We start from the raw sequence: 24,028 nt of genomic DNA, 5'->3' as shown, positions 1-24,028 counted from the left end.
TTTGACCTGTGTATAAAGTGGCGATCTGATCCCAGCTTATACGGTCCAGGATCACCGATCATTCACAGCAAACGATCCTTCCTAACTGCATGATCTTATTTATGGGATCGGACTTATCCACAGAGGTCTGCGATCCTAATAAGAGATCACAATAGAACAGATCTCTAAATAAAAAGATCTTCTTTTTAATAGCCCAGGATCCCAATGCTTTCTCGAAAGACTAAAGTTGAGTAGAATCCACGGCCCGGGCTTCAATCCATTTTCATACCGCTTTACGCGAGGCAGACCACCATGTTTTATCAGGATCCTTTTGACGTCATCATCATTGGCGGGGGTCACGCAGGCACTGAGGCCGCAATGGCCGCAGCGCGAATGGGTCAGCAGACCCTGCTTTTGACACACAATATCGACACGCTGGGACAAATGTCCTGTAATCCGGCGATTGGCGGCATTGGGAAAGGACACCTGGTAAAAGAAGTGGATGCACTTGGCGGCCTGATGGCGAAAGCGATCGATCATGCGGGCATTCAGTTTAGGATACTAAACGCGAGTAAAGGTCCGGCTGTTCGCGCCACCCGTGCACAGGCAGACCGCGTGCTTTACCGTCAGGCTGTGCGCACCGCGCTGGAAAACCAACCGAACCTGATGATCTTCCAGCAGGCGGTAGAAGATCTTATCGTGGAGAACGATCGTGTTGTTGGCGCCGTGACCCAGATGGGTCTTAAGTTCCGCGCAAAAGCGGTGGTGCTGACGGTCGGGACATTCCTGGACGGTAAAATCCATATTGGTCTGGACAACTACAGCGGTGGCCGTGCTGGCGATCCGCCGTCGATTCCGTTATCTCGTCGTCTGCGTGAACTGCCGCTGCGCGTAAGCCGCCTGAAAACCGGTACGCCGCCGCGTATTGATGCGCGCACCATTGATTTCAGCGTGCTGGCACAGCAGCACGGCGATAACCCGATGCCGGTGTTCTCGTTCATGGGCAATGCGGCGCAACATCCGCAGCAGGTGCCGTGCTACATCACGCACACCAATGAAAAAACCCATGACGTGATCCGCAATAACCTCGATCGCAGCCCAATGTACGCCGGTGTGATCGAAGGGATCGGCCCACGTTATTGCCCGTCGATCGAAGACAAGGTGATGCGATTTGCCGATCGTAACCAGCACCAGATCTTCCTCGAACCTGAAGGGCTGACCTCTAACGAAATTTATCCAAACGGCATCTCCACCAGCCTGCCGTTCGACGTGCAGATGCAGATTGTGCGTTCAATGCAGGGCATGGAAAACGCGAAGATCGTTCGTCCTGGCTACGCTATTGAGTACGATTTCTTCGATCCGCGCGACCTGAAGCCGACGCTGGAAAGCAAATTCATCCAGGGTCTGTTCTTCGCAGGCCAGATTAACGGTACCACCGGGTACGAAGAAGCTGCCGCACAAGGGTTGCTGGCCGGTCTGAACGCCGCTCGCTTCTCTGCCGAGAAAGAGGGCTGGGCACCGGCGCGTTCTCAGGCTTACCTGGGCGTTCTGGTCGACGATCTCTGCACGCTGGGGACCAAAGAACCGTACCGCATGTTTACTTCTCGTGCGGAATATCGCCTGATGCTGCGCGAAGACAATGCCGATCTGCGTCTGACTGAGGTGGGCCGTGAATTGGGTCTGGTGGATGACGAACGCTGGGCGCGCTTCAACGAGAAGCTGGAGCGTATCGAACAGGAACGTCAGCGCCTGAAAACCACCTGGGTGAATCCGCAGGCGGAAACCGCTGCCGAAGTAAACGCTCACTTAACAGCACCGCTGTCGCGCGAAGCCAGCGGGGAAGATCTGCTGCGTCGTCCTGAAGTCACTTACGAGAATCTGGTCAAACTGACCGCGTTCGCGCCGGGCCTTGAAGACGCGGAAGCGGCTGAACAGGTCGAGATCCAGGTGAAATACGAAGGCTACATCGCGCGTCAGCAGGATGAGATCGAAAAACAGCAGCGCAACGAAAACACGCTGCTGCCGGAAATGCTGGACTATCGTCAGGTGACGGGCCTTTCCAACGAAGTGATCGCTAAGCTGAACGATCACAAACCTGTGTCGATTGGCCAGGCCTCACGTATCTCCGGCGTCACACCTGCCGCGATTTCGATTCTGCTGGTGTGGCTGAAAAAGCAGGGTATGCTGCGCCGCAGCGCGTAATGCTCTGAAAATTGCCCGGTGGCGCTGCGCTTACCGGGCCTACTGAACCCGTAGGGCGGGTTAGCGAAGCGCCACCCGCCACTTAAGTTTCTCAACAGGTATCCACCGTGCTCAATAAACTCTCTCGTCTGCTGGAACAGGCAGGTATTTCGCTCACCGATCACCAGAAAAATCAGCTGGTGGCCTATGTCGATATGCTGAACAAATGGAATAAAGCGTACAACCTCACCTCCGTACGCGATCCCAACGAGATGCTGATTCGTCATATTCTCGATAGCATCGTCGTGGCGCCATATCTGAACGGGGAACGTTTTATCGACGTGGGCACCGGCCCGGGCTTGCCGGGCGTTCCGTTGTCTATTGTTCGACCGGAGAGTCAATTCACGCTGCTGGACAGCCTGGGTAAGCGCGTACGCTTTTTACGCCAGGTCCAGCATGAGCTGAAGCTGGAAAACATCACGCCCGTGCAGAGCAGGGTAGAGGAGTTCCCGGCTGAGCCACCGTTTGACGGCGTTATCAGCCGCGCATTTGCGTCACTCAATGACATGGTGAGCTGGTGCAAACACCTGCCGGCGGAGAAGGGGCGTTTTTATGCGCTGAAAGGGCAACTTCCGGGGGACGAAATCGAGCAGCTTCCGGACGGTTTTGCTGTCGAATCCATTGAGAAACTTCAGATCCCTCAGCTCGAAGGTGAGCGTCATCTGGTGATAATTAAGCCAAACACTTTTTAAAAATTAATAAAAAATGTGGAATTTGTGCTGTTCTGATCGTGTTAAAAAGCAGCACATCCCGTCTGTTTTGGCCGTTGTTAATTTAACCTTGTTGTTACCATGGGTTTTCTTATGGTTAACCTGAAGTGAGTTGTTCACTCTGAGGATAATCAACCATGAAAATATCAGCCTGCTAAAAGTGGGTAAAGGCAACAAGAATGGAATGTTAAATATTTATTAAGAATGTCAATAAAAGGTTTTTGTTGTATACGGCTCTGTTTTAAAAATAGTTGCGATTTTTTTGCTTTAATTTCATACAGATGAAATAAATCGTTTTACGTCTTTGATAAATACCACTTTATCGCAAATGTGTATTTTGTGATCTCGTGCACGCTTTATCACCAACGTTTCCGCGCTGTTTGCAGTTTTGCCTGAAAGTCGGCACTTAGGTCAAAAGTTGAAAAATAGGACTGGGGAAAAATATTTAAACATTTATTCACCTTTTCGCTACTTAATGTTTGAAATCACGGGTACGCACCGTATAATTTGACCGCTTTTTGATGCTTGACTCTGAGCCTTAAAGGACGTTTTATACGACACGCGGCATACCTCGAAGGGAGCAGGAGTAAAAACGTGATGTCTGTGTCGCTCTTGAGTAGAAACGTTGCTCGTAAGCTTCTGTTCATTCAGTTTCTGGCTGTGATAGCAAGTGGACTGCTGTTTAGCCTCAAAGACCCCTTCTGGGGCATCTCCGCCGCGTGCGGAGGTTTGGCAGTGGTTCTGCCAAACGTGTTGTTTATGATTTTTGCCTGGCGTCATCAGGCGCATACACCCGCCAAAGGCCGCGTGGCCTGGTCCTTCGCTCTCGGCGAAGTGTGTAAGGTGTTGCTGACCTTTGCTCTACTGGTGATGGCGCTGGCGGTTTTGAAAGTGGTATTCATGCCGCTGATAGCAACGTGGGTTTTGGTGCTGGTGGTACAAGTTCTGGCTCCAGCTGTAATCAATAACAAAGGGTAAAAGGCATCATGGCTTCAGAAAATATGACGCCGCAGGATTACATAGGTCACCATCTGAATAACCTTCAGCTGGACCTGCGTACATTCTCGCTGGTGGATCCACATAACCCCCCGGCCACCTTCTGGACGATCAACATCGACTCCATGTTCTTCTCGGTGGTTTTGGGTCTTCTGTTCCTGGCCATGTTCCGCAGCGTTGCTAAAAAGGCGACCAGCGGTGTTCCAGGGAAATTCCAGACGTTCATCGAGATGATCATCGGCTTCGTCCATGGCAGCGTGAAAGATATGTACCATGGTAAGAGCAAACTGATTGCTCCGCTGGCCCTGACCGTGTTCGTTTGGGTCTTCCTGATGAACCTGATGGACCTCCTGCCTATCGATTTCTTACCTTGGATCGGTGAGCACGTACTCGGCCTGCCTGCACTGCGCGTGGTTCCGTCTGCCGACGTGAACATCACCCTGTCGATGGCGCTGGGTGTATTTATCCTCATTCTGTTCTACAGCATCAAAATGAAAGGCGTAAGCGGCTTTGTGAAAGAGCTTACCTTGCAGCCGTTCAACCACTGGGCGTTTATTCCGGTCAACCTGATCCTGGAAGGCGTTAGCCTGCTGTCCAAACCTGTTTCACTGGGTCTGCGACTGTTCGGCAACATGTATGCGGGTGAGCTGATTTTCATTCTGATCGCGGGTCTTCTGCCGTGGTGGTCACAGTGGATTCTGAATGTGCCATGGGCCATTTTCCACATCCTGATCATTACGCTGCAAGCCTTTATCTTCATGGTTCTGACGATCGTCTATCTGTCGATGGCGTCTGAAGAGCACTGATTTTTTACCAACACTACTACGTTTTAATTGAAACAAACTGGAGACTGTCATGGAAAACCTGAATATGGATCTGCTGTACATGGCTGCCGCTGTGATGATGGGTCTGGCGGCTATCGGTGCTGCGATCGGTATCGGCATCCTCGGGGGCAAATTCCTGGAAGGCGCAGCGCGTCAACCTGATCTGATTCCTCTGCTGCGTACTCAGTTCTTTATCGTTATGGGTCTGGTGGATGCAATCCCAATGATCGCTGTAGGTCTGGGTCTGTACGTGATGTTTGCTGTCGCGTAGTAGTTGTTTTAAAACCCCAAGCCACAGAAATTTAAGAGGTATTGTGCTGTGAACATGAACGCAACAATCCTCGGCCAGGCCATCGCGTTTATTCTCTTTGTCTGGTTCTGCATGAAGTATGTATGGCCGCCTTTAATGGCTGCCATCGAAAAACGTCAGAAAGAAATTGCTGACGGTCTGGCTTCCGCAGAACGCGCTAAGAAAGATTTGGACCTTGCACAGGCCAACGCGACAGACCAGCTGAAAAAAGCGAAAGCTGAAGCTCAGGTAATCATTGAACAGGCTAACAAACGCCGTTCTCAGATCCTGGACGAAGCCAAAGCTGAAGCAGAACAGGAACGTACTAAGATCGTGACACAGGCTCAGGCTGAAATTGAAGCTGAGCGTAAACGTGCTCGTGAAGAACTGCGTAAGCAGGTTGCGATTCTGGCTGTTGCTGGCGCCGAGAAGATCATCGAACGTTCCGTGGATGAAGCTGCTAACAGCGACATCGTGGACAAACTTGTCGCTGAACTGTAAGGAGGGAGGGGCTGATGTCTGAATTTGTTACGGTAGCTCGCCCCTACGCCAAAGCAGCTTTTGACTTTGCTGTCGAACACCAAAATGTCGATCGCTGGCAGAATATGCTGGCGTTTGCCGCTGAGGTGACGAAAAACGAACAAATGGCCGAGTTGCTTTCTGGTGCGTTAGCGCCTGAAACCCTCGCCGCGTCGTTTATCGCCGTGTGCGGAGAGCAACTGGATGCCAACGGCCAGAACCTGATTAAGGTGATGGCGGAAAATGGTCGTCTCCGTGTGCTCCCGGATGTTCTCGAGCAGTTTGAGCACTTACGTGCCCTTAGTGAAGCTACCGCTGAAGTTGAAGTAACTTCTGCGACTGAACTGAGTAACGAACAGCTTGCGAAAATCACCGCCGCGATGGAAAAACGTCTGTCACGCAAAGTTAAGCTGAATTGCAAAATCGATAAGTCTGTAATGGCAGGCGTAATCATCCGCTCGGGTGATATGGTCATTGATGGCAGCGTACGCGGCCGTCTTGAGCGCCTTGCAGACGTCTTGCAGTCTTAAGGGGACTGGAGCATGCAACTGAATTCCACCGAAATCAGCGAACTGATCAAGCAGCGCATTGCTCAGTTCAATGTTGTGAGTGAAGCTCACAACGAAGGTACTATTGTTTCTGTAAGTGACGGTGTTATCCGCATCCACGGCCTGGCCGATTGTATGCAGGGTGAGATGATTTCCCTGCCGGGTAACCGTTACGCTATCGCACTGAACCTGGAGCGCGACTCCGTAGGTGCCGTTGTGATGGGTCCATACGCTGACCTTGCCGAAGGCATGAAGGTTAAGTGTACTGGCCGTATTCTGGAAGTACCGGTTGGCCGTGGCCTGCTGGGTCGCGTTGTTAACACCCTGGGTGCGCCAATCGACGGTAAAGGTCCGGTTGAGCACGATGGCTTCTCCCCAATCGAAGTTATCGCACCAGGCGTTATCGACCGTCAGTCCGTTGATCAGCCAGTGCAGACGGGTTATAAGTCCGTTGACGCCATGATCCCAATCGGTCGTGGTCAGCGTGAACTGATCATCGGTGACCGTCAGACCGGTAAAACCGCGATGGCAATCGACGCCATCATCAACCAGCGTGATTCCGGCATCAAATGTGTATACGTGGCTATCGGCCAGAAAGCGTCCACCATTTCCAACGTGGTTCGTAAACTGGAAGAGCACGGCGCACTGTCTAACACCATCGTTGTGGTAGCAACCGCGTCTGAATCTGCTGCACTGCAATACCTGGCGCCATACGCCGGTTGCGCAATGGGCGAATACTTCCGTGACCGCGGTGAAGATGCGCTAATCGTATACGATGACCTGTCTAAACAGGCCGTTGCTTATCGTCAGGTTTCCCTGCTGCTCCGTCGTCCACCAGGACGTGAAGCATTCCCGGGCGACGTATTTTACCTCCACTCTCGTCTGCTGGAGCGTGCTTCCCGCGTTAACGCGGAATACGTCGAGAACTTCACCAAAGGTGAAGTGAAGGGTAAAACAGGTTCTCTGACCGCTCTGCCGATCATTGAAACCCAGGCGGGTGACGTTTCTGCGTTCGTTCCGACCAACGTAATCTCTATTACCGATGGTCAGATCTTCCTGGAAACCAACCTGTTTAACTCCGGTATTCGTCCGGCGGTTAACCCGGGTATCTCCGTATCCCGTGTGGGTGGTGCTGCTCAGACCAAGATCATCAAGAAACTGTCCGGTGGTATCCGTACCGCGCTGGCACAGTATCGTGAACTGGCTGCGTTCTCTCAGTTCGCATCCGATCTGGACGAAGCAACCCGTAAACAGCTGAGCCACGGTCAGAAAGTGACCGAGCTGCTGAAGCAGAAACAGTACGCGCCAATGTCTGTTGCTCAGCAGGGCCTGGTACTGTTCGCGGCTGAACGCGGTTACCTCGAAGATGTGGAACTGGCGAAAATCGGTAGCTTCGAAGCCGCTCTGCTGGCTTACGTCGACCGTGATCACGCTCCGCTGATGCAAGAGATCAACCAGACCGGTGGCTATAACGACGAAATCGAAGGCAAGCTGAAAGCTATCCTCGATTCCTTCAAAGCAACCCAATCCTGGTAATCGTCCGGCGGCTTGTCTCAGGACAAGCCGTCTGGCATTGAGGAGAAGCTCATGGCCGGCGCAAAAGAGATACGTAGTAAGATCGCAAGCGTCCAGAACACGCAAAAGATCACTAAAGCGATGGAGATGGTCGCCGCTTCCAAAATGCGTAAATCGCAGGATCGCATGGCGGCCAGCCGTCCTTATGCAGAGACCATGCGCAAAGTGATTGGTCACCTTGCGAACGGTAATCTGGAATATAAGCACCCTTACCTGGAAGAACGCGACGTTAAGCGCGTGGGCTACCTGGTGGTGTCGACTGACCGTGGTCTGTGTGGCGGCTTGAACATTAACCTGTTCAAAAAACTGCTGGCGGATATGAAAGGCTGGTCCGATAAAGGCGTTCAGTGCGATCTGGCACTGATTGGCTCTAAAGGCGTCTCTTTCTTTAACTCCGTTGGCGGCAACATTGTCGCTCAGGTGACCGGTATGGGTGATAACCCGTCCCTGTCCGAACTGATCGGCCCGGTTAAAGTGATGTTGCAGGCCTACGATGAAGGCCGTCTGGACAGACTGTACGTTGTCAGCAACAAATTTATTAACACCATGTCTCAGGTGCCTACGCTCACTCAGATGCTGCCGTTACCGGCATCAGAAGATGACGAGCTGAAACAGAAAGCCTGGGATTACCTGTATGAACCCGATCCGAAACCGCTGCTGGATACCCTGCTGCGTCGTTACGTTGAATCTCAGGTTTATCAGGGCGTTGTAGAAAACCTGGCCAGCGAGCAGGCCGCACGAATGGTGGCGATGAAAGCCGCGACCGATAATGGCGGCAGCCTGATTAAAGAGCTGCAGTTGGTTTACAACAAAGCTCGTCAGGCCAGCATTACTCAGGAACTCACCGAGATCGTCTCGGGGGCCGCCGCGGTTTAACCAGGTTTACGAATTACGTAGAGGATTCAAGATGGCTACTGGAAAGATTGTCCAGGTAATCGGCGCCGTGGTGGACGTCGAGTTCCCTCAGGACGCCGTACCACGCGTGTACGACGCGCTTGAGGTACAGAATGGTAACGAGAGCCTGGTGCTGGAAGTTCAGCAGCAGCTCGGCGGCGGTATCGTGCGTACCATCGCCATGGGTTCTTCCGACGGTCTGCGTCGTGGTCTGGAAGTAAAAGACCTTGAGCACCCGATCGAAGTCCCGGTAGGTAAAGCAACACTGGGTCGTATCATGAACGTATTGGGTCAGCCAATCGACATGAAAGGCGACATCGGTGAAGAAGAGCGTTGGGCTATCCACCGCGCAGCACCTTCCTACGAAGAGCTGTCCAGCTCTCAGGAACTGCTGGAAACCGGCATCAAAGTTATCGACCTGATGTGTCCGTTCGCGAAGGGCGGTAAAGTCGGTCTGTTCGGTGGTGCGGGTGTAGGTAAAACCGTAAACATGATGGAGCTGATCCGTAACATCGCGATCGAGCACTCCGGTTACTCCGTGTTTGCGGGCGTGGGTGAACGTACTCGTGAGGGTAACGACTTCTACCACGAAATGACCGACTCCAACGTTCTGGATAAAGTATCCCTGGTTTACGGCCAGATGAACGAGCCACCAGGAAACCGTCTGCGCGTTGCGCTGACCGGCCTGACCATGGCTGAGAAGTTCCGTGACGAAGGTCGTGACGTTCTGCTGTTCGTTGATAACATCTACCGTTATACCCTGGCCGGTACTGAAGTATCTGCACTGCTGGGTCGTATGCCTTCAGCGGTAGGTTATCAGCCTACGCTTGCGGAAGAGATGGGTGTTCTTCAGGAACGTATCACCTCTACCAAAACCGGTTCTATCACCTCCGTTCAGGCGGTATACGTACCTGCGGATGACTTGACTGACCCATCCCCAGCCACCACCTTTGCTCACTTAGATGCAACCGTGGTACTGAGCCGTCAGATCGCGTCTCTGGGTATCTACCCGGCCGTTGACCCGCTGGACTCCACCAGCCGTCAGCTGGATCCACTGGTTGTTGGCCAGGAGCACTACGACACCGCGCGTGGCGTACAGTCCCTGCTGCAACGTTATCAGGAACTGAAAGACATCATCGCCATCCTGGGTATGGATGAACTGTCTGAAGAAGACAAACTGGTGGTAGCACGTGCGCGTAAGATCCAGCGCTTCCTCTCCCAGCCGTTCTTCGTTGCGGAAGTATTCACCGGTGCTCCGGGTAAATACGTTTCCCTGAAAGACACCATCCGTGGCTTTAAAGGCATCATGGAAGGCGAATACGATCACCTGCCAGAGCAGGCGTTCTACATGGTTGGTTCCATCGAAGAAGCCGTGGAAAAAGCCAAAAAACTTTAACGCCTTAATCGGAGGGTGATATGGCAATGACTTACCACCTGGACGTCGTCAGCGCAGAGCAACAAATGTTCTCTGGTCTGGTCGAGAAAATCCAGGTAACGGGTAGTGAAGGTGAACTGGGTATTTTCCCGGGTCACGCACCGCTGCTCACCGCCATTAAGCCTGGTATGATCCGCATCGTTAAACAGTTCGGTCATGAAGAGTTTATCTATCTGTCCGGCGGCATTCTTGAAGTGCAGCCAGGCAGTGTGACCGTTCTGGCCGATACCGCTATTCGTGGCCAGGATCTCGACGAAGCGCGAGCCCTGGAATCGAAGCGTAAGGCTGAAGAGCACATTAGCAGCTCTCATGGTGACGTGGATTACGCTCAGGCGTCTGCGGAGCTGGCCAAAGCGATCGCGAAACTGCGCGTTATCGAGTTGACCAAAAAAGCGATGTAACACCGGCTTGAAAAGCACAAAAGCCAGTCTGGATCCCAGGCTGGCTTTTTTTTTCGGCCTTAATTCATGATGAAAAAGATGTAGAATTTTAAGCATCAAACGTTTTTACTTCTCACACAAACTACCGTCAGGATGCGTATGTTAAACAGTGCGATGAGCGTGGTGATCCTTGCCGCAGGCAAAGGTACCCGCATGTATTCCGATCTGCCTAAGGTGCTCCACACGCTGGCAGGAAAGCCAATGGTTCAGCATGTTATTGATGCAGCGAATGAATTAGGCGCCAGCCAGGTGCATCTGGTTTATGGACATGGCGGCGATCTGCTGAAAAAAACGCTGCATGACGACAATCTCAACTGGGTGCTACAGGCAGAACAGTTGGGTACAGGCCATGCGATGCAGCAGGCTGCACCCTTCTTCGCTGATGATGAAGATATCCTGATGCTCTACGGCGACGTCCCGCTGATCTCCGTTGAAACCCTCACTCGCCTGCGTGAAGCCAAACCGCAGGGCGGCATCGGTTTGTTGACCGTCGTGCTGGACGATCCAACCGGCTATGGCCGCATTACGCGTGAAAACGGCAAGGTAACCGGGATTGTTGAGCATAAAGATGCCACTGACGAACAGCGCCAGATTCAGGAGATCAACACCGGCATCCTGATTGCGAACGGTGTGGATATGAAGCGCTGGCTGTCCAGACTCAACAATAACAACGCGCAGGGTGAATACTACATCACCGACATCATTGCGATGGCGTACCAGGAAGGGCGTGAGATTGCCGCCGTTCACCCGGCTCGCATCAGCGAAACGGACGGGGTAAACAACCGTCTCCAGCTTTCTCGCCTGGAGCGTATTTACCAGTCCGAGCAGGCAGAAAAGCTGTTGCTCGCGGGCGTTATGCTGCGCGATCCGGCGCGTTTCGATCTGCGTGGCACGCTGACCCACGGGCGCGACGTTGAAATAGATACTAACGTTATCCTGGAAGGTAACGTCACGCTGGGCAACCGCGTCAAAATCGGCACTGGCTGCGTGATTAAAAACAGCGTGATCGGTGACGACTGCGAAATCAGCCCGTACAGCGTGGTGGAAGATGCCCATCTTGAGGCGGCATGTACCATCGGCCCGTTTGCGCGTCTGCGCCCGGGCGCTGAGCTGCTGGAAGGCGCTCACGTAGGTAACTTTGTGGAAATGAAAAAAGCGCGTCTGGGTAAGGGCTCGAAAGCCGGTCATCTGACCTATCTGGGCGATGCGGAAATTGGCGACAACGTAAACATCGGTGCTGGAACCATCACCTGTAACTATGACGGTGCCAATAAGTTTAAAACCATCATCGGTGATGATGTGTTTGTAGGCTCCGATACCCAGCTGGTGGCGCCTGTCACCGTGGGCAAAGGCGTGACCATTGCCGCCGGGACAACCGTTACGCGCGATGTGGCCGAGAACGAGCTGGTGTTAAGCCGTGTGCCGCAGGTCAGCAAGCAGGGCTGGAAACGCCCGGTGAAGCAGAAGTAACAACAAGGCGGGTGGCGCTATGCTTACCCGCCCTACGATTGAGTAGGCCTGATAAGGCGTAGCCGACATCAGGCAAACCCGGGAGAGGAGATAAATATATATCTCCCCCCACAAGCAGTACCCATAAAAATAACCCCACTCTCTACAAGGCTCGGGGCGCCCGGAAAGGGCAAATACAGGTCAGCGACAACGCATGGCATAACGCCATAATCAGGAAATCTAACTATGTGTGGAATTGTTGGCGCAGTTGCGCAGCGTGATATTGCTGAAATCCTTCTCGAAGGTTTACGTCGTCTGGAATACCGTGGTTACGACTCAGCCGGTCTGGCTGTGGTCGATGCAGAAGGTCATATGACCCGTTTGCGTCGTCTCGGTAAAGTGCAGATGCTGGCCCAGGCTGCGGAAGAACATCCGCTGCACGGTGGCACCGGTATTGCACATACCCGCTGGGCGACCCACGGTGAGCCATCTGAAGGCAACGCACACCCGCATGTGTCTGAACACATTGTGGTGGTGCATAACGGCATTATCGAAAACCACGAACCGCTGCGTGAAGAACTGAAAGCGCGCGGCTATACCTTCGTCTCTGAAACCGACACCGAAGTGATTGCTCACCTGGTGCACTGGGAGCTGGCAAAGGGCGGTACACTGCGTGATGCGGTGCTGCGCGCTATCCCTCAGCTGCGTGGTGCTTACGGTACGGTGATCATGGATTCCCGCGACCCGTCCACGCTGCTGGCCGCGCGTTCCGGTAGTCCGATGGTGATTGGTCTGGGCATGGGTGAAAACTTTATCGCTTCCGACCAGCTGGCGCTGCTGCCAGTTACCCGTCGCTTTATCTTCCTGGAAGAGGGAGACATTGCCGAGGTGACACGTCGCAGTGTGACCGTATTCGACACGAAAGGCGAGCAGGTTAAGCGTCAGGAGATCGAATCAAACCTGCAATACGACGCGGGCGACAAAGGTGCTTACCGTCACTACATGCAGAAAGAGATCTACGAACAGCCAAACGCCATTAAAAACACCCTGACCGGGCGCATCAGCCACGGCGAAGTGGATCTGAGTGAGCTGGGCGCCAATGCCAACGAACTGCTGGGCAAAGTCGAGCACATTCAGATCGTGGCCTGCGGTACCTCTTATAACTCCGGTATGGTCTCGCGCTACTGGTTTGAATCCCTGGCGGGCGTGCCGTGTGATGTGGAAATCGCGTCTGAGTTCCGCTACCGCAAATCTGCGGTGCGTCGTAACAGCCTGATGATCACCCTTTCTCAGTCTGGCGAAACGGCTGATACCCTGGCGGCGCTGCGTCTGTCTAAAGAGTTGGGTTACCTGGGCTCGCTGGCCATCTGTAACGTGCCGGGCTCTTCGCTGGTACGTGAATCCGATCTGGCGCTGATGACCAAAGCCGGTACTGAAATTGGCGTGGCTTCCACCAAGGCGTTTACCACCCAGTTAACCGTTCTGCTGATGCTGGTGGCGAAACTGGCGCGTCTGAAAGGTCTGGATGCCTCCGTTGAACACGACATTGTGCATGGCCTTCAGGCGCTGCCGAGCCGTATCGAGCAGATGCTGTCTCAGGACAAACGCATTGAGGCGCTGGCGGAAGATTTCTCTGACAAACATCACTCCCTGTTCCTGGGGCGTGGCGATCAGTATCCGATTGCGCTGGAAGGCGCACTGAAGCTGAAAGAGATCTCTTACATTCACGCTGAAGCTTACGCGGCAGGTGAACTGAAACATGGCCCGCTGGCGCTGATCGACGCGGATATGCCGGTTATCGTGGTGGCACCGAACAACGAACTGCTGGAAAAACTGAAATCTAACATCGAAGAAGTGCGCGCCCGTGGTGGTGTTCTGTACGTCTTTGCGGATAAAGATGCCGGTTTCGCCAGCAGCGACAACATGCACATCATCGAGATGCCGCATGTGGAAGAGGTGATTGCGCCGATCTTCTATACCGTTCCGCTGCAACTGCTGGCTTATCACGTCGCGCTGATCAAAGGCACCGACGTTGATCAGCCGCGAAATCTGGCGAAGTCTGTTACCGTAGAATAATATTATATATCACTTAGGAATAACCCCGTTAATTTATGATTACGGGGTTATTTTTATATCAAAACATAAATATTTTCTGAAAAATAAAGTTTCCCACTTCTTATTAAATAAAAACTAATTACAGTGTGTCGACTTTTCTGTGTGATATAAAATTATATTAAGTAATAAAACGCTTATATTTATTCTCTTATTCCATCAGTAATAATTAATACAATATTATTTCTCCTTGTTATTTTCATTTTTCAGTTTACTATTTCCTGGCCGGGATGGTTCGGCAATATTTGTTTTAATAATGAAACATGATTATTCATAACTTCAGGATAATGTCATAATGAATGGAAAACTTTTTAAAAGCGCATTAGTTTGCTCATCTTTGATTTTAGGTTGGCAGGCGCACGCGGGGAACGGCAATGGTACTGTACACTTTACAGGCGAAATTATTGACAGCACCTGTGAGGTTACTGCGCCAACACAAACTCAAACCGTTGACCTTGGTAAAGTCAATAAATCCGCCTTTTCTGGTGCAGGCTCGACGGCTTCCGTACAGGCTTTCCAGATCGATCTTGAAAATTGCCCTGATACATATAAAAAAGCCACCGCTCGCTTTGATGGTACAGAAGATGGAGACGGTTACCTTAAACTGAACGCTGGTGGAGCTACAGGGGTTGCCGTTGCCATCTACAACCGTGCTGACAACAGCTTGCTGAAGCTTTACAACCAGTCAGTCAGTGCAGATATCGACGCTGATGGCAAGGCGACACTGCCGTTCATGGCTCGCTATATGGCTACCTCCGCAACCGTAACGCCAGGTGTGGCAAATGCGGATTCTGAATTTACTATCACTTACAGTAATTAACCTCTAGCTTTCCGAAATAAAATCAGGCCTGGCAAGGCAGGTTTCTTTACGTCTAATGGACAGCGAAACCTCGCAGGCCTGTCACAGGATATGATATGCGCAGGCGTTTTATCGATATTTTTATTATTCTCTTTTTAGTCGTGTGTGCCTCTCCCTCATGGGGTGGGATTATTATCGGTGGTACGCGGATTATTTTCCCCAGCAATAAAACAGATACCACTATTTCTGTAATAAATAATGATACTTCCTTACCCTATCTGATTCAGGCATGGATTGATCCTTTTTTAGCCACAGAGAAAACGAAACCACCGTTTACCGTTATTCCTCCTGTTTCAAGGCTGGAGCCAAAACAGGAGCGCGTATTGCGCATTATTAAAACAAAAGGCGATTTACCCACCGAGCGGGAATCTGTCTTTTGGCTGAATGTTAAGAATATCCCTCCAACGCCGGACAAACAGAACAGCAAGCTGGAAATCGCGATTAAAACACGCATTAAGTTATTCTGGCGCCCTGCCAGCATTACTGAAAAGCCTGAAACCGCCAGCCTAAAAGTCATCTGGCGCAAACAAGGCAATACCCTGGTGGTTAATAATCCTACGGCTATCCATATCAACGTTATTGATGTTGCTGTAGACGGCAAACCGCTGGATTTGGCGATGATTAAGCCCTTTGAGACGCTCAACATTCCCTTACCCGCTGGTGTCGCGAGTAAGACACTCATCTGGCATAGCATCAATGATTATGGCGCGATAAGCGACGCCATCAAACACCCCCTTTGACTCAGGCGAGATGGTTAACGTTGAAGCGCATCTATTTTATGTTATCCCTGGTGTCGCTGTGGGTCAGCGGCACGTATTCCGGGCACGCTGCTGGTGAAACCTTTAACTCACGATTGTTAGAACTTGAACATCCGGTCGACATTGATATCAGTCAGTTTAGCCGGCCCGATAATCTCCCTGAAGGGGATTATCAGGTTGATATTTATATCAACGAGCGCTTTTTTGAGCGCCGTGAAATCCATTTTTTTCGAACAAACAACGAGAGCGCACTCCAGCCCTGTTTCCGCGACTTAAAAAATACGCTGGCTACGTTTGGCATAAAAGTGGATGCCATAAAAGCACTGGCTACGATTAACACCAGCCGCTGCGAGCCCGTTCCCCCGCTTACGGGAGCTACATGGGTTCTGGATGACGAAAAGCTCGCGTTACGGGTCTCTATCCCGCAGATTTATATGGATTCTTCAGCGCGTGACGCCATTCCGCCTTCACGCTGGGATCAGGGTATTAATGCCCTGATGGTGAATTATGATTTTTCAACCACCCAGACGTTGAAATCAGACTATGACAGTGACGATCTGTATTATCTGAACATGCGTAGCGGTATTAACCTTGGCAGCTGGCGACTTCGCAACTACAGCACCCTCAATGCGGTAAACAGCAACGGCAGTTATCATTCTGCGAGTACGTATTTACAACGTGATATTGCCAGCCTGCGAAGCCAGATAATGATGGGGGATACCTGGACGGCAAATGATCTATTCGATAGCAGCCAGGTGCGCGGCGTGCGCCTGTATACCGATAATGACATGCTGCCGGATAGTCTGAACGGCTTCGCACCCGTCGTCCGGGGCATTGCTAAAAGTAATGCCGTCGTCACCATTCGTCAGAATGGCTACATTATCTATCAATCTGCTGTTCCTCAGGGGCCGTTTGCCCTGACCGATCTCAACACCACCAGCAGTGGGGGCGATCTCGACGTTACGATCAAAGAAGAAGATGGTAGTGAGCAGCATTTTACGCAGCCTTATGCTTCCCTGGCGATATTGCGACGGGAAGGCCAGACGGACTTTGATATCAGCATTGGCGAACTGAACAACAGCGATCGCTATTCACCTGATTTATTGCAGGCTCAGCTTTTACGCGGCATGCAAGGGGGAATGACGCTGTATGGCGGCACACAGTTAGCTGAGAATTACACTGCCATAGCGGCTGGTATTGGTCAGGATCTCGGCGAGATCGGGGCGATATCGATGGATGTCACCCATGCGGCGTCTCGTTTTGTCGATGATACGGAGCAGGGGCAATCCTGGCGTTTTCTCTATTCCAAGACGTTCGATGTAAGTAATACCAGCCTGCGAATAGTAGGCTATCGCTATTCAACGGAAGGATTTTATACCCTGGATGAGTGGGCTTCCCGCAGGAGCGATAGCGAGACGTTCTGGCAAACGGGTAACCGCAGAAGCCGTCTGGAGGGAACGTGGACACAACCTTTTGCGCAGGGGTATGGAAATATTTACCTGACGCTGAGCCGTGAACAGTACTGGCGAACGGATAACGTTGAACGGCTGATCCAGATTGGTTACAGCAACAGCTGGAAACAGATGACGTGGAATGCGTCATGGAACTATACCGATACTGCGAATCATCACGATGGGGACTGGGAAAAGGATGGCGAAAACGAACACGTTTTCATGCTGTCACTCTCGCTTCCGCTCTCCCAGTGGTTACCGAACACCTACGCCAACTATAACGTTACTGGCAACAATAAAAACAGCGTCTCCCATCAGGTAGGCCTGAACGGAAGGCTGCTTCAGAACAACAACTTGAACTGGAACATACAGCAATCCGTTGATGAAAGTGGCGGCAGTACGGGGGGGAATGCGGGACTGGCATGGGACGCGGCTTATGGCTCCATGAAAGGTAACTATGCCTGGAGCAACGAAACCCGAAGTCTCAATTATGGCGTCAGCGGCGGCATTCTACTGCATTCAGAAGGTGTCACCTTCTCACAGGAAATGGGAGAAACCGTCGCGCTGGTGAAAGCTCCAGGAGCGGCGGGCCTGGCGGTGGAAAACAGCAGCGGTGTCGCGACGGACTGGCGCGGCTACACCGTAAAAACGCAGCTGTCACCCTATGATGAAAATCGTATCGCAATTGGCGACAGCGACTTTGCCTCTGGCAATGTTGAACTGGAAAAAAGCGTCCAGAATCTGGTTCCCACCCGTGGAGCGGTAGTAAAAGCGGAATTCGTTACGCATATCGGCTACCGCATCCTTTTCAACGTTCATCTCAGCAATGGCAAACCTGCGCCTTTTGGGGCAACGGGATCGGCAACGCTGGACACCGGAAGCGTTACGGGCATTGTCGGAGAAGAGGGCGAACTCTATCTCTCAGGCCTGCCGGAAAAGGGGCAATTTACGTTGACGCTAAACGACGGCGCAACCTGTCGGGCGGAATACACGCTTCAACAACAGCCTGACGCTGGACTGGTGCAGATGCCCGTCACGTGTCGATAAAGGATTAAAATGAAACTGCAATACTGGCTTTTAGCCTTACTGACCTGCGTCTTTTATGCGCATGCGGCCCCAACCGGTTATTGTGTGCCAGACAATGGCAAATATCATAACTACCTCAATTTTACAGAGCAGTTTTCCATTACGGACAATATAGCCGGGACGACAACGCTTATTGATGTGAATAACAACAATACCTCGTTTAAAGGTACTTGCTATTGTCTGACCGGGCCGAATCAGAGTTACGATCACACCTATATAACCAGCGTCGTTAATCCGGCGCTGGAGCCAGCGGGAAGCAGGAACAATGTCGCCTATTTTAACCTGAATGAAAACGTTGATATTGGCTTGCTTGTTTACATACTCGGTGTCGGTTATACGGCCGTGCCTTTTGATCATCTGCCGAATAAAACCGGTACTCCCTATCAATGTCATAACGGCGTGAGTTCTGCCACCTCGTTTTATAGTGGCGGCTCGGGGCTGGTCTATTTGTACGTCAAAAAAGCCTTTACCGGGGTGATGACGATCCCGGCGACGCTGGTGGCGAATATCTATGCCACGATCGACCCGCGTACTGTTTCGAATGAGATTATTTCTGATGTGATTGTTCAGGGAACAGTGACGGTTCCTCAATCTTGTGAGATTGACGAGGGGCAGGCCATTGTTTTTGATTTCAATAAAATCCTGGCGTCAGAGTTTTCGTCGACGAAAGGGAAAGCGCTGACCGATCGCAAAATCACTCGTACCGTGAACATCAAATGCACCAATATGATGTTCTACGACAAGCTCGACGCAACCCTGCATGCCTCAGCCGTGGCTTCTGATAATTCGATGATTGCGACGGACAACGAAGACGTAGGAATTAAAGTCTACGATAAATATAATCGGGAAGTGAATACGAATGGCGGTGCCCTTGAAGCGGAAACGACTAAAATTCCCGACATCATGGGGGATACGCTGGGCACGCTGACATTTTCAAGCGCGCCTGCCAGCGCGACAGGAGCGAGGCCCAAACCAGGCCAGTTCAATGCAACGGCAACTCTGACGATTGAAATCGCTCATTAAAATGACAACGGCTGTTTATGACAGCCGTTGTCATATCAGCTACGCTAAAACTGATTCATTGCAAAAAAGATGACAAAAATATGACCATGCTGTGAATTAATGGCTTTATTTTTCATGTGGTTACATCCATCGCTGGCTTTGTCATAAAACTGTCATATTTCGTACATTTATCTGTCACCTGTTTGTCCTATTTTGCTCATCGTAGCCACTTAAACAATGATTTACGAAATCCTTGCAGGAGACATTATGAAAGTTATGCGTACCACTGTCGCAACTGTTGTCGCCGCGACCTTATCAATGAGCGCTTTCTCTGCCTTTGCAGCAGCAAGCCTGACTGGCGCTGGTGCAACCTTCCCTGCGCCGGTGTATGCCAAATGGGCGGATACCTACCAGAAAGAGACCGGTAACAAGGTCAACTATCAGGGTATCGGCTCCTCCGGTGGCGTAAAACAAATTACCGCGAATACCGTTGATTTCGGCGCATCCGACGCTCCGCTGTCTGATGAGAAACTGAATCAGGAAGGCCTGTTCCAGTTCCCGACCGTGATCGGCGGCGTTGTGCTGGCTGTTAACATCCCTGGCCTGAAATCAGGCGAGCTGGTGCTGGACGGCAAAACCCTGGGTGACATCTACCTGGGCAAAATCAAAAAATGGGATGACGAAGCCATCACTAAGCTGAACCCGGGCGTTAAGCTGCCTTCGCAGAATATCGCGGTGGTTCGTCGTGCTGACGGCTCTGGTACCTCTTTCGTGTTCACCAGCTACCTGGCGAAAGTGAACGAAGAGTGGAAATCTAAAGTCGGTTCCGGCTCTACCGTTAACTGGCCAACCGGTCTGGGCGGTAAAGGCAACGACGGTATCGCAGCCTTTGTACAGCGTCTGCCAGGCTCCATCGGTTACGTAGAATACGCTTACGCTAAGCAGAACAACCTGGCTTACACCAAACTGGTTTCTGCCGACGGCAAACCGGTTAGCCCGACCGAAGAGAACTTCGCCAACGCCGCGAAAGGCGCTGACTGGAGCAAATCCTTCGCGCAGGACCTGACCAACCAGAAAGGCGACGATGCATGGCCTATCACGTCTACCACCTTCATTCTGGTCCACAAAGAGCAGAAGAAGCCTGAGCAGGGTGCTGAAGTGCTGAAGTTCTTCGACTGGGCATATAAAAATGGCGGCAAACAGGCTAACGATCTGGATTACGCCAGCCTGCCAGACAGCGTGGTTGAGCAGATCCGTGCTGCATGGAAAACCAACGTGAAAGACAGCAGCGGTAAAGCGCTGTACTAACAGGATATATTTAACGAAGATGGCGGGTGGCGCTGCGCTTACCCGCCCTACGGTTACTCTGTAGGCCCGGTAAGCGTCAGCGCCGCCGGGCATATTCGTAAAAACGTCTCAAACAGAAGAGTAATTTATGGCTGCAACCAAGCCTGCATTTAACCCTCCGGGTAAAAAAGGTGACATGATTTTCAGCGCGCTGGTGAAACTGGCTGCGCTGATTGTGCTATTGCTGCTGGGCGGCATTATCGTGTCCCTGATTTTCTCCTCCTGGCCGAGCATTCAAAAATTTGGTTTCGCCTTCCTGTGGACCAAAGAGTGGGATGCGCCGAACGATATTTACGGTGCGCTGGTGCCGATTTACGGCACGCTGGTGACCTCTTTTATCGCCCTGCTGATTGCGGTTCCGGTGAGCTTTGGTATTGCCCTGTTCCTGACGGAACTGGCGCCAGGCTGGCTGCGACGTCCGCTGGGTATCGCCATTGAACTGCTGGCGGCCATCCCAAGTATCGTTTACGGCATGTGGGGCCTGTTTATCTTCGCGCCGCTGTTTGCGACGTACTTCCAGGAGCCGGTCGGTAACGTTCTCTCTGCCATTCCGTTTGTGGGGGCGCTGTTCTCCGGCCCGGCATTCGGTATCGGCATTCTGGCGGCAGGTGTGATCCTCGCCATCATGATTATTCCGTACATTGCGGCGGTCATGCGCGATGTCTTCGAACAAACCCCGGTGATGATGAAAGAGTCCGCCTACGGCATCGGCTGCACCACCTGGGAAGTTATCTGGCGCATCGTTCTTCCGTTCACCAAAAACGGGGTGATTGGCGGCATTATGCTGGGCTTAGGCCGCGCGCTGGGTGAAACCATGGCGGTCACCTTTATCATCGGCAACACCTACCAGCTCGACAGCGCCTCGCTTTATATGCCGGGGAACAGTATTACCTCTGCGCTGGCGAACGAATTTGCCGAAGCGGAATCCGGGCTGCACGTCGCCGCGCTGATGGAACTGGGTCTGATCCTGTTTGTTATCACCTTTATTGTGCTGGCTATCTCCAAGCTGATGATTATGCGTCTGGCTAAAAACGAGGGGGCACGCTAATGGCAACTCTCGACATGCAAAACACCGCTCAGCTTGCGGAATCCCGTCGCAAAATGCAGTCAAAGCGCCGGATTAAAAACCGCATTGCGTTGACGCTTTCCATGGCGACGATGGCGTTCGGCCTGTTCTGGCTGATCTGGATCCTGATGTCCACCATCACCCGGGGTATTGATGGAATGTCCCTGGCGCTGTTCACCGAGATGACGCCGCCGCCGAACACGGCGGGTGGTGGTCTGGCAAACGCTCTGGCGGGCAGCGGCCTGTTGATCCTGTGGGCGACTGTTTTCGGTACGCCGTTGGGCATCATGGCGGGTATCTATCTGGCGGAATATGGCCGCAAGTCCTGGATCGCTGAAGTCATCCGCTTCATTAACGACATTCTGCTTTCTGCCCCGTCGATTGTCGTGGGTCTGTTTGTTTACACCATCGTGGTGGCGCAAATGGAACACTTCTCCGGCTGGGCGGGTGTGATTGCGCTGGCGCTGTTGCAGGTGCCTATCGTTATTCGTACCACTGAAAACATGCTGAAACTGGTGCCGGACAGCCTGCGTGAAGCGGCTTACGCGCTGGGTACGCCTAAATGGAAGATGATTTCGGCTATCACCCTGAAAGCGTCCGTCTCGGGGATCATGACCGGTATCCTGCTGGCTATCGCCCGTATCGCCGGTGAAACCGCACCGCTGCTGTTTACCGCCCTCTCCAATCAGTTCTGGAGCACGGACATGATGCAGCCGATCGCCAACCTGCCGGTGACGATCTTTAAATTTGCGATGAGCCCATTCGCGGAATGGCAGCAGCTGGCCTGGGCCGGGGTGCTGATCATCACCCTTTGCGTACTGTTGCTGAACATTCTGGCGCGCGTCATTTTCGCGAAGAAGAAACACGGTTAAATTTTTACGGCGCGGCACACCGTGGCGCCGAATGAGGAAATGAGTCAATGAGTATGGTTGATACTGCCCCGGGTAAGATTCAGGTTCGTGATTTGAACTTCTACTACGGCAAATTCCATGCCCTGAAGAATATCAACCTGGATATCGCAAAGAACCAGGTAACGGCATTCATCGGTCCGTCCGGCTGTGGCAAATCCACGCTGCTGCGCACCTTTAACAAAATGTATTCGCTCTATCCGGAGCAGCGCGCAGAAGGTGAAATTCTGCTGGACGGTGACAACATCCTGACCAATACCCAGGATATCGCCCTGCTGCGTGCGAAAGTGGGGATGGTATTCCAGAAACCCACGCCGTTCCCGATGTCGATCTATGACAACATCGCCTTTGGTGTGCGTCTGTTTGAGAAGCTCTCCCGTGCGGATATGGACGAGCGCGTGCAGTGGGCATTGACCAAGGCCGCATTATGGAACGAAACCAAAGATAAACTTCACCAGAGTGGGTACTCTCTCTCCGGTGGTCAGCAGCAGCGTCTGTGCATTGCGCGCGGTATCGCCATTCGCCCGGAAGTCTTGCTGCTGGATGAGCCGTGCTCAGCCCTGGACCCGATCTCAACCGGGCGTATCGAAGAGCTGATCACCGAGCTGAAGCAGGATTACACCGTGGTGATCGTGACCCACAACATGCAGCAGGCTGCACGTTGTTCTGACCACACGGCGTTTATGTATCTGGGCGAGTTGATTGAGTTCAGCGATACGGACGCGCTGTTCACTCGTCCGGCGAAGAAACAAACCGAAGATTATATTACTGGCCGCTACGGTTGATTTGCCTTAGTGCATGTGGAGAAACCATGGACAACCTCAATCTTAATAAACACATTTCCGGCCAGTTTAACGCAGAGCTGGAAAGCATTCGCACCCAGGTGATGACCATGGGCGGCATGGTCGAGCAGCAGCTTTCTGACGCGATCACGGCGATGCACAACCAGGACAGCGAGCTGGCGAAGCGCGTTATTGAAGGCGACCACAACGTCAATATGATGGAAGTCGCCATCGACGAAGCCTGCGTGCGCATCATTGCGAAGCGTCAGCCGACGGCGAGCGACCTGCGTCTGGTGATGGCGATCATCAAAACCATCGCCGAGCTGGAGCGTATCGGTGACGTGGCGGATAAAATCTGCCGTACCGCGCTGGAGAAATTCTCCCAGCAGCACCAGCCGCTGCTGGTGAGCCTGGAGTCTCTCGGGCGCCACACCGTGCAGATGCTGCACGACGTGCTGGACGCTTTCGCGCGCATGGATCTGGACGAAGCGGTCCGTATCTACCGTGAAGACAAGAAAGTTGACCAGGAATACGAAGGCATTGTGCGTCAGCTGATGACCTACATGATGGAAGATTCTCGTACCATTCCAAGCGTACTGACCGCGCTGTTCTGTGCGCGCTCCATCGAGCGTATCGGTGACCGTTGCCAGAACATTTGCGAATACATTTTCTATTTCGTGAAGGGGCAGGATTTCCGACACGTGGGCGGCGACGAGCTGGACAAGCTGCTGGCGGGTAAAGATCCGAAAGAGTGATAT

22 protein-coding genes are annotated in these 24,028 nt (G+C 52.3%); all 22 read left to right on the top strand.

The window, feature by feature from the left end:
- The first annotated feature begins 291 nt into the window (after positions 1-291).
- The 22 genes from mnmG to phoU all read left to right on the top strand — a co-directional run bounded on the left by mnmG (position 292) and on the right by phoU (position 24,025).
- Complete coding sequence (gene mnmG, locus O1722_RS23455; RefSeq protein WP_003862379.1) at positions 292-2,181, top strand: tRNA uridine-5-carboxymethylaminomethyl(34) synthesis enzyme MnmG; 1,890 nt, start codon at positions 292-294, stop codon at positions 2,179-2,181.
- A gap of 107 nt (positions 2,182-2,288) precedes the next feature.
- On the top strand, positions 2,289-2,912 hold the full coding sequence (rsmG, locus tag O1722_RS23450; protein ID WP_017694037.1) for a 16S rRNA (guanine(527)-N(7))-methyltransferase RsmG: 624 nt from the start codon (positions 2,289-2,291) through the stop codon (positions 2,910-2,912).
- A gap of 615 nt (positions 2,913-3,527) precedes the next feature.
- On the top strand, positions 3,528-3,908 hold the full coding sequence (gene atpI / locus O1722_RS23445; RefSeq protein ID WP_003862375.1) for a F0F1 ATP synthase subunit I: 381 nt from the start codon (positions 3,528-3,530) through the stop codon (positions 3,906-3,908).
- An 8-nt stretch (positions 3,909-3,916) separates the two neighbouring features.
- Positions 3,917-4,732, top strand: a complete 816-nt coding sequence (gene atpB, locus O1722_RS23440) for a F0F1 ATP synthase subunit A (RefSeq protein WP_003862373.1) — start codon at positions 3,917-3,919, stop codon at positions 4,730-4,732.
- Between the two features lie 49 nt (positions 4,733-4,781).
- Positions 4,782-5,021: a F0F1 ATP synthase subunit C gene (atpE, locus tag O1722_RS23435; RefSeq protein WP_000429386.1), complete on the top strand. Its 240-nt coding sequence runs from the start codon at positions 4,782-4,784 to the stop codon at positions 5,019-5,021.
- Between the two features lie 48 nt (positions 5,022-5,069).
- Positions 5,070-5,540, top strand: a complete 471-nt coding sequence (gene atpF, locus O1722_RS23430; protein ID WP_003862370.1) for a F0F1 ATP synthase subunit B — start codon at positions 5,070-5,072, stop codon at positions 5,538-5,540.
- Between the two features lie 14 nt (positions 5,541-5,554).
- Positions 5,555-6,088, top strand: coding sequence for a F0F1 ATP synthase subunit delta (atpH, locus tag O1722_RS23425; RefSeq protein ID WP_015570151.1), 534 nt, complete (start codon positions 5,555-5,557; stop codon positions 6,086-6,088).
- Between the two features lie 12 nt (positions 6,089-6,100).
- A complete protein-coding gene (gene atpA, locus O1722_RS23420) occupies positions 6,101-7,642 on the top strand; it encodes a F0F1 ATP synthase subunit alpha (RefSeq protein WP_003862367.1) in 1,542 nt (513 codons plus the stop codon).
- Positions 7,643-7,693: 51 nt separating this feature from the next.
- Positions 7,694-8,557, top strand: a complete 864-nt coding sequence (atpG, locus tag O1722_RS23415) for a F0F1 ATP synthase subunit gamma (protein ID WP_003862364.1) — start codon at positions 7,694-7,696, stop codon at positions 8,555-8,557.
- 31 nt (positions 8,558-8,588) lie between these two features.
- Positions 8,589-9,971, top strand: a complete 1,383-nt coding sequence (gene atpD / locus O1722_RS23410) for a F0F1 ATP synthase subunit beta (RefSeq protein WP_015570150.1) — start codon at positions 8,589-8,591, stop codon at positions 9,969-9,971.
- 20 nt (positions 9,972-9,991) lie between these two features.
- Positions 9,992-10,411 (top strand): F0F1 ATP synthase subunit epsilon, encoded by a 420-nt coding sequence (locus O1722_RS23405; protein ID WP_006177560.1) that lies wholly within the window; start codon positions 9,992-9,994, stop codon positions 10,409-10,411.
- Between the two features lie 138 nt (positions 10,412-10,549).
- Positions 10,550-11,920, top strand: a complete 1,371-nt coding sequence (glmU, locus tag O1722_RS23400; protein WP_033487045.1) for a bifunctional UDP-N-acetylglucosamine diphosphorylase/glucosamine-1-phosphate N-acetyltransferase GlmU — start codon at positions 10,550-10,552, stop codon at positions 11,918-11,920.
- 225 nt (positions 11,921-12,145) lie between these two features.
- On the top strand, positions 12,146-13,975 hold the full coding sequence (gene glmS / locus O1722_RS23395; RefSeq protein WP_015570148.1) for a glutamine--fructose-6-phosphate transaminase (isomerizing): 1,830 nt from the start codon (positions 12,146-12,148) through the stop codon (positions 13,973-13,975).
- A 331-nt stretch (positions 13,976-14,306) separates the two neighbouring features.
- Positions 14,307-14,831 (top strand): fimbrial protein, encoded by a 525-nt coding sequence (locus O1722_RS23390; protein WP_032668932.1) that lies wholly within the window; start codon positions 14,307-14,309, stop codon positions 14,829-14,831.
- Positions 14,832-14,926: 95 nt separating this feature from the next.
- Positions 14,927-15,610 carry a fimbrial chaperone gene (locus O1722_RS23385; protein ID WP_032672190.1) on the top strand — a complete coding sequence of 228 codons (684 nt, stop codon included), beginning with the start codon at positions 14,927-14,929 and terminating at the stop codon, positions 15,608-15,610.
- 38 nt (positions 15,611-15,648) lie between these two features.
- Positions 15,649-18,126 carry a fimbria/pilus outer membrane usher protein gene (locus tag O1722_RS23380; protein ID WP_033487044.1) on the top strand — a complete coding sequence of 826 codons (2,478 nt, stop codon included), beginning with the start codon at positions 15,649-15,651 and terminating at the stop codon, positions 18,124-18,126.
- A 9-nt stretch (positions 18,127-18,135) separates the two neighbouring features.
- Complete coding sequence (locus tag O1722_RS23375) at positions 18,136-19,188, top strand: fimbrial protein (RefSeq protein WP_033487043.1); 1,053 nt, start codon at positions 18,136-18,138, stop codon at positions 19,186-19,188.
- A gap of 246 nt (positions 19,189-19,434) precedes the next feature.
- Positions 19,435-20,475 (top strand): phosphate ABC transporter substrate-binding protein PstS, encoded by a 1,041-nt coding sequence (gene pstS / locus O1722_RS23370; RefSeq protein WP_017383706.1) that lies wholly within the window; start codon positions 19,435-19,437, stop codon positions 20,473-20,475.
- 127 nt (positions 20,476-20,602) lie between these two features.
- Positions 20,603-21,562 (top strand): phosphate ABC transporter permease PstC, encoded by a 960-nt coding sequence (pstC, locus tag O1722_RS23365; protein ID WP_015570141.1) that lies wholly within the window; start codon positions 20,603-20,605, stop codon positions 21,560-21,562.
- Positions 21,562-22,452, top strand: coding sequence for a phosphate ABC transporter permease PstA (gene pstA, locus O1722_RS23360; protein WP_003861156.1), 891 nt, complete (start codon positions 21,562-21,564; stop codon positions 22,450-22,452). The genes pstC and pstA overlap by 1 nt, the downstream gene beginning before the upstream one ends.
- 47 nt (positions 22,453-22,499) lie before the next feature.
- Positions 22,500-23,273: a phosphate ABC transporter ATP-binding protein PstB gene (gene pstB, locus O1722_RS23355; protein WP_003861154.1), complete on the top strand. Its 774-nt coding sequence runs from the start codon at positions 22,500-22,502 to the stop codon at positions 23,271-23,273.
- A gap of 26 nt (positions 23,274-23,299) precedes the next feature.
- Positions 23,300-24,025: a phosphate signaling complex protein PhoU gene (gene phoU / locus O1722_RS23350; RefSeq protein WP_003861153.1), complete on the top strand. Its 726-nt coding sequence runs from the start codon at positions 23,300-23,302 to the stop codon at positions 24,023-24,025.
- Positions 24,026-24,028: the final 3 nt, after the last annotated feature.

The organism is Enterobacter cloacae complex sp. HYC003_NIDB, assembly GCF_056673375.1.
Note: the sequence above shows the minus strand (reverse complement) of the source record. Positions and strands in the feature narration are given on the sequence as shown.

Excerpts from the sequence above, each read along its gene's own strand:
- atpD (WP_015570150.1), top strand. The coding sequence starts at position 8,589 with ATGGCTACTGGAAAGATTGTCCAGGTAATCGGCGCCGTGGTGGACGTC.
- pstA (WP_003861156.1), top strand. The coding sequence starts at position 21,562 with ATGGCAACTCTCGACATGCAAAACACCGCTCAGCTTGCGGAATCCCGT.
- atpE (WP_000429386.1), top strand. The coding sequence starts at position 4,782 with ATGGAAAACCTGAATATGGATCTGCTGTACATGGCTGCCGCTGTGATG.
- O1722_RS23390 (WP_032668932.1), top strand. The coding sequence starts at position 14,307 with ATGAATGGAAAACTTTTTAAAAGCGCATTAGTTTGCTCATCTTTGATT.
- atpI (WP_003862375.1), top strand. The coding sequence starts at position 3,528 with ATGTCTGTGTCGCTCTTGAGTAGAAACGTTGCTCGTAAGCTTCTGTTC.
- glmS (WP_015570148.1), top strand. The coding sequence starts at position 12,146 with ATGTGTGGAATTGTTGGCGCAGTTGCGCAGCGTGATATTGCTGAAATC.
- pstC (WP_015570141.1), top strand. The coding sequence starts at position 20,603 with ATGGCTGCAACCAAGCCTGCATTTAACCCTCCGGGTAAAAAAGGTGAC.
- O1722_RS23375 (WP_033487043.1), top strand. The coding sequence starts at position 18,136 with ATGAAACTGCAATACTGGCTTTTAGCCTTACTGACCTGCGTCTTTTAT.
- atpG (WP_003862364.1), top strand. The coding sequence starts at position 7,694 with ATGGCCGGCGCAAAAGAGATACGTAGTAAGATCGCAAGCGTCCAGAAC.
- O1722_RS23405 (WP_006177560.1), top strand. The coding sequence starts at position 9,992 with ATGGCAATGACTTACCACCTGGACGTCGTCAGCGCAGAGCAACAAATG.
- O1722_RS23385 (WP_032672190.1), top strand. The coding sequence starts at position 14,927 with ATGCGCAGGCGTTTTATCGATATTTTTATTATTCTCTTTTTAGTCGTG.
- phoU (WP_003861153.1), top strand. The coding sequence starts at position 23,300 with ATGGACAACCTCAATCTTAATAAACACATTTCCGGCCAGTTTAACGCA.
- atpH (WP_015570151.1), top strand. The coding sequence starts at position 5,555 with ATGTCTGAATTTGTTACGGTAGCTCGCCCCTACGCCAAAGCAGCTTTT.
- atpB (WP_003862373.1), top strand. The coding sequence starts at position 3,917 with ATGGCTTCAGAAAATATGACGCCGCAGGATTACATAGGTCACCATCTG.
- glmU (WP_033487045.1), top strand. The coding sequence starts at position 10,550 with ATGTTAAACAGTGCGATGAGCGTGGTGATCCTTGCCGCAGGCAAAGGT.
- pstB (WP_003861154.1), top strand. The coding sequence starts at position 22,500 with ATGAGTATGGTTGATACTGCCCCGGGTAAGATTCAGGTTCGTGATTTG.
- O1722_RS23380 (WP_033487044.1), top strand. The coding sequence starts at position 15,649 with ATGTTATCCCTGGTGTCGCTGTGGGTCAGCGGCACGTATTCCGGGCAC.
- mnmG (WP_003862379.1), top strand. The coding sequence starts at position 292 with ATGTTTTATCAGGATCCTTTTGACGTCATCATCATTGGCGGGGGTCAC.
- atpA (WP_003862367.1), top strand. The coding sequence starts at position 6,101 with ATGCAACTGAATTCCACCGAAATCAGCGAACTGATCAAGCAGCGCATT.
- pstS (WP_017383706.1), top strand. The coding sequence starts at position 19,435 with ATGAAAGTTATGCGTACCACTGTCGCAACTGTTGTCGCCGCGACCTTA.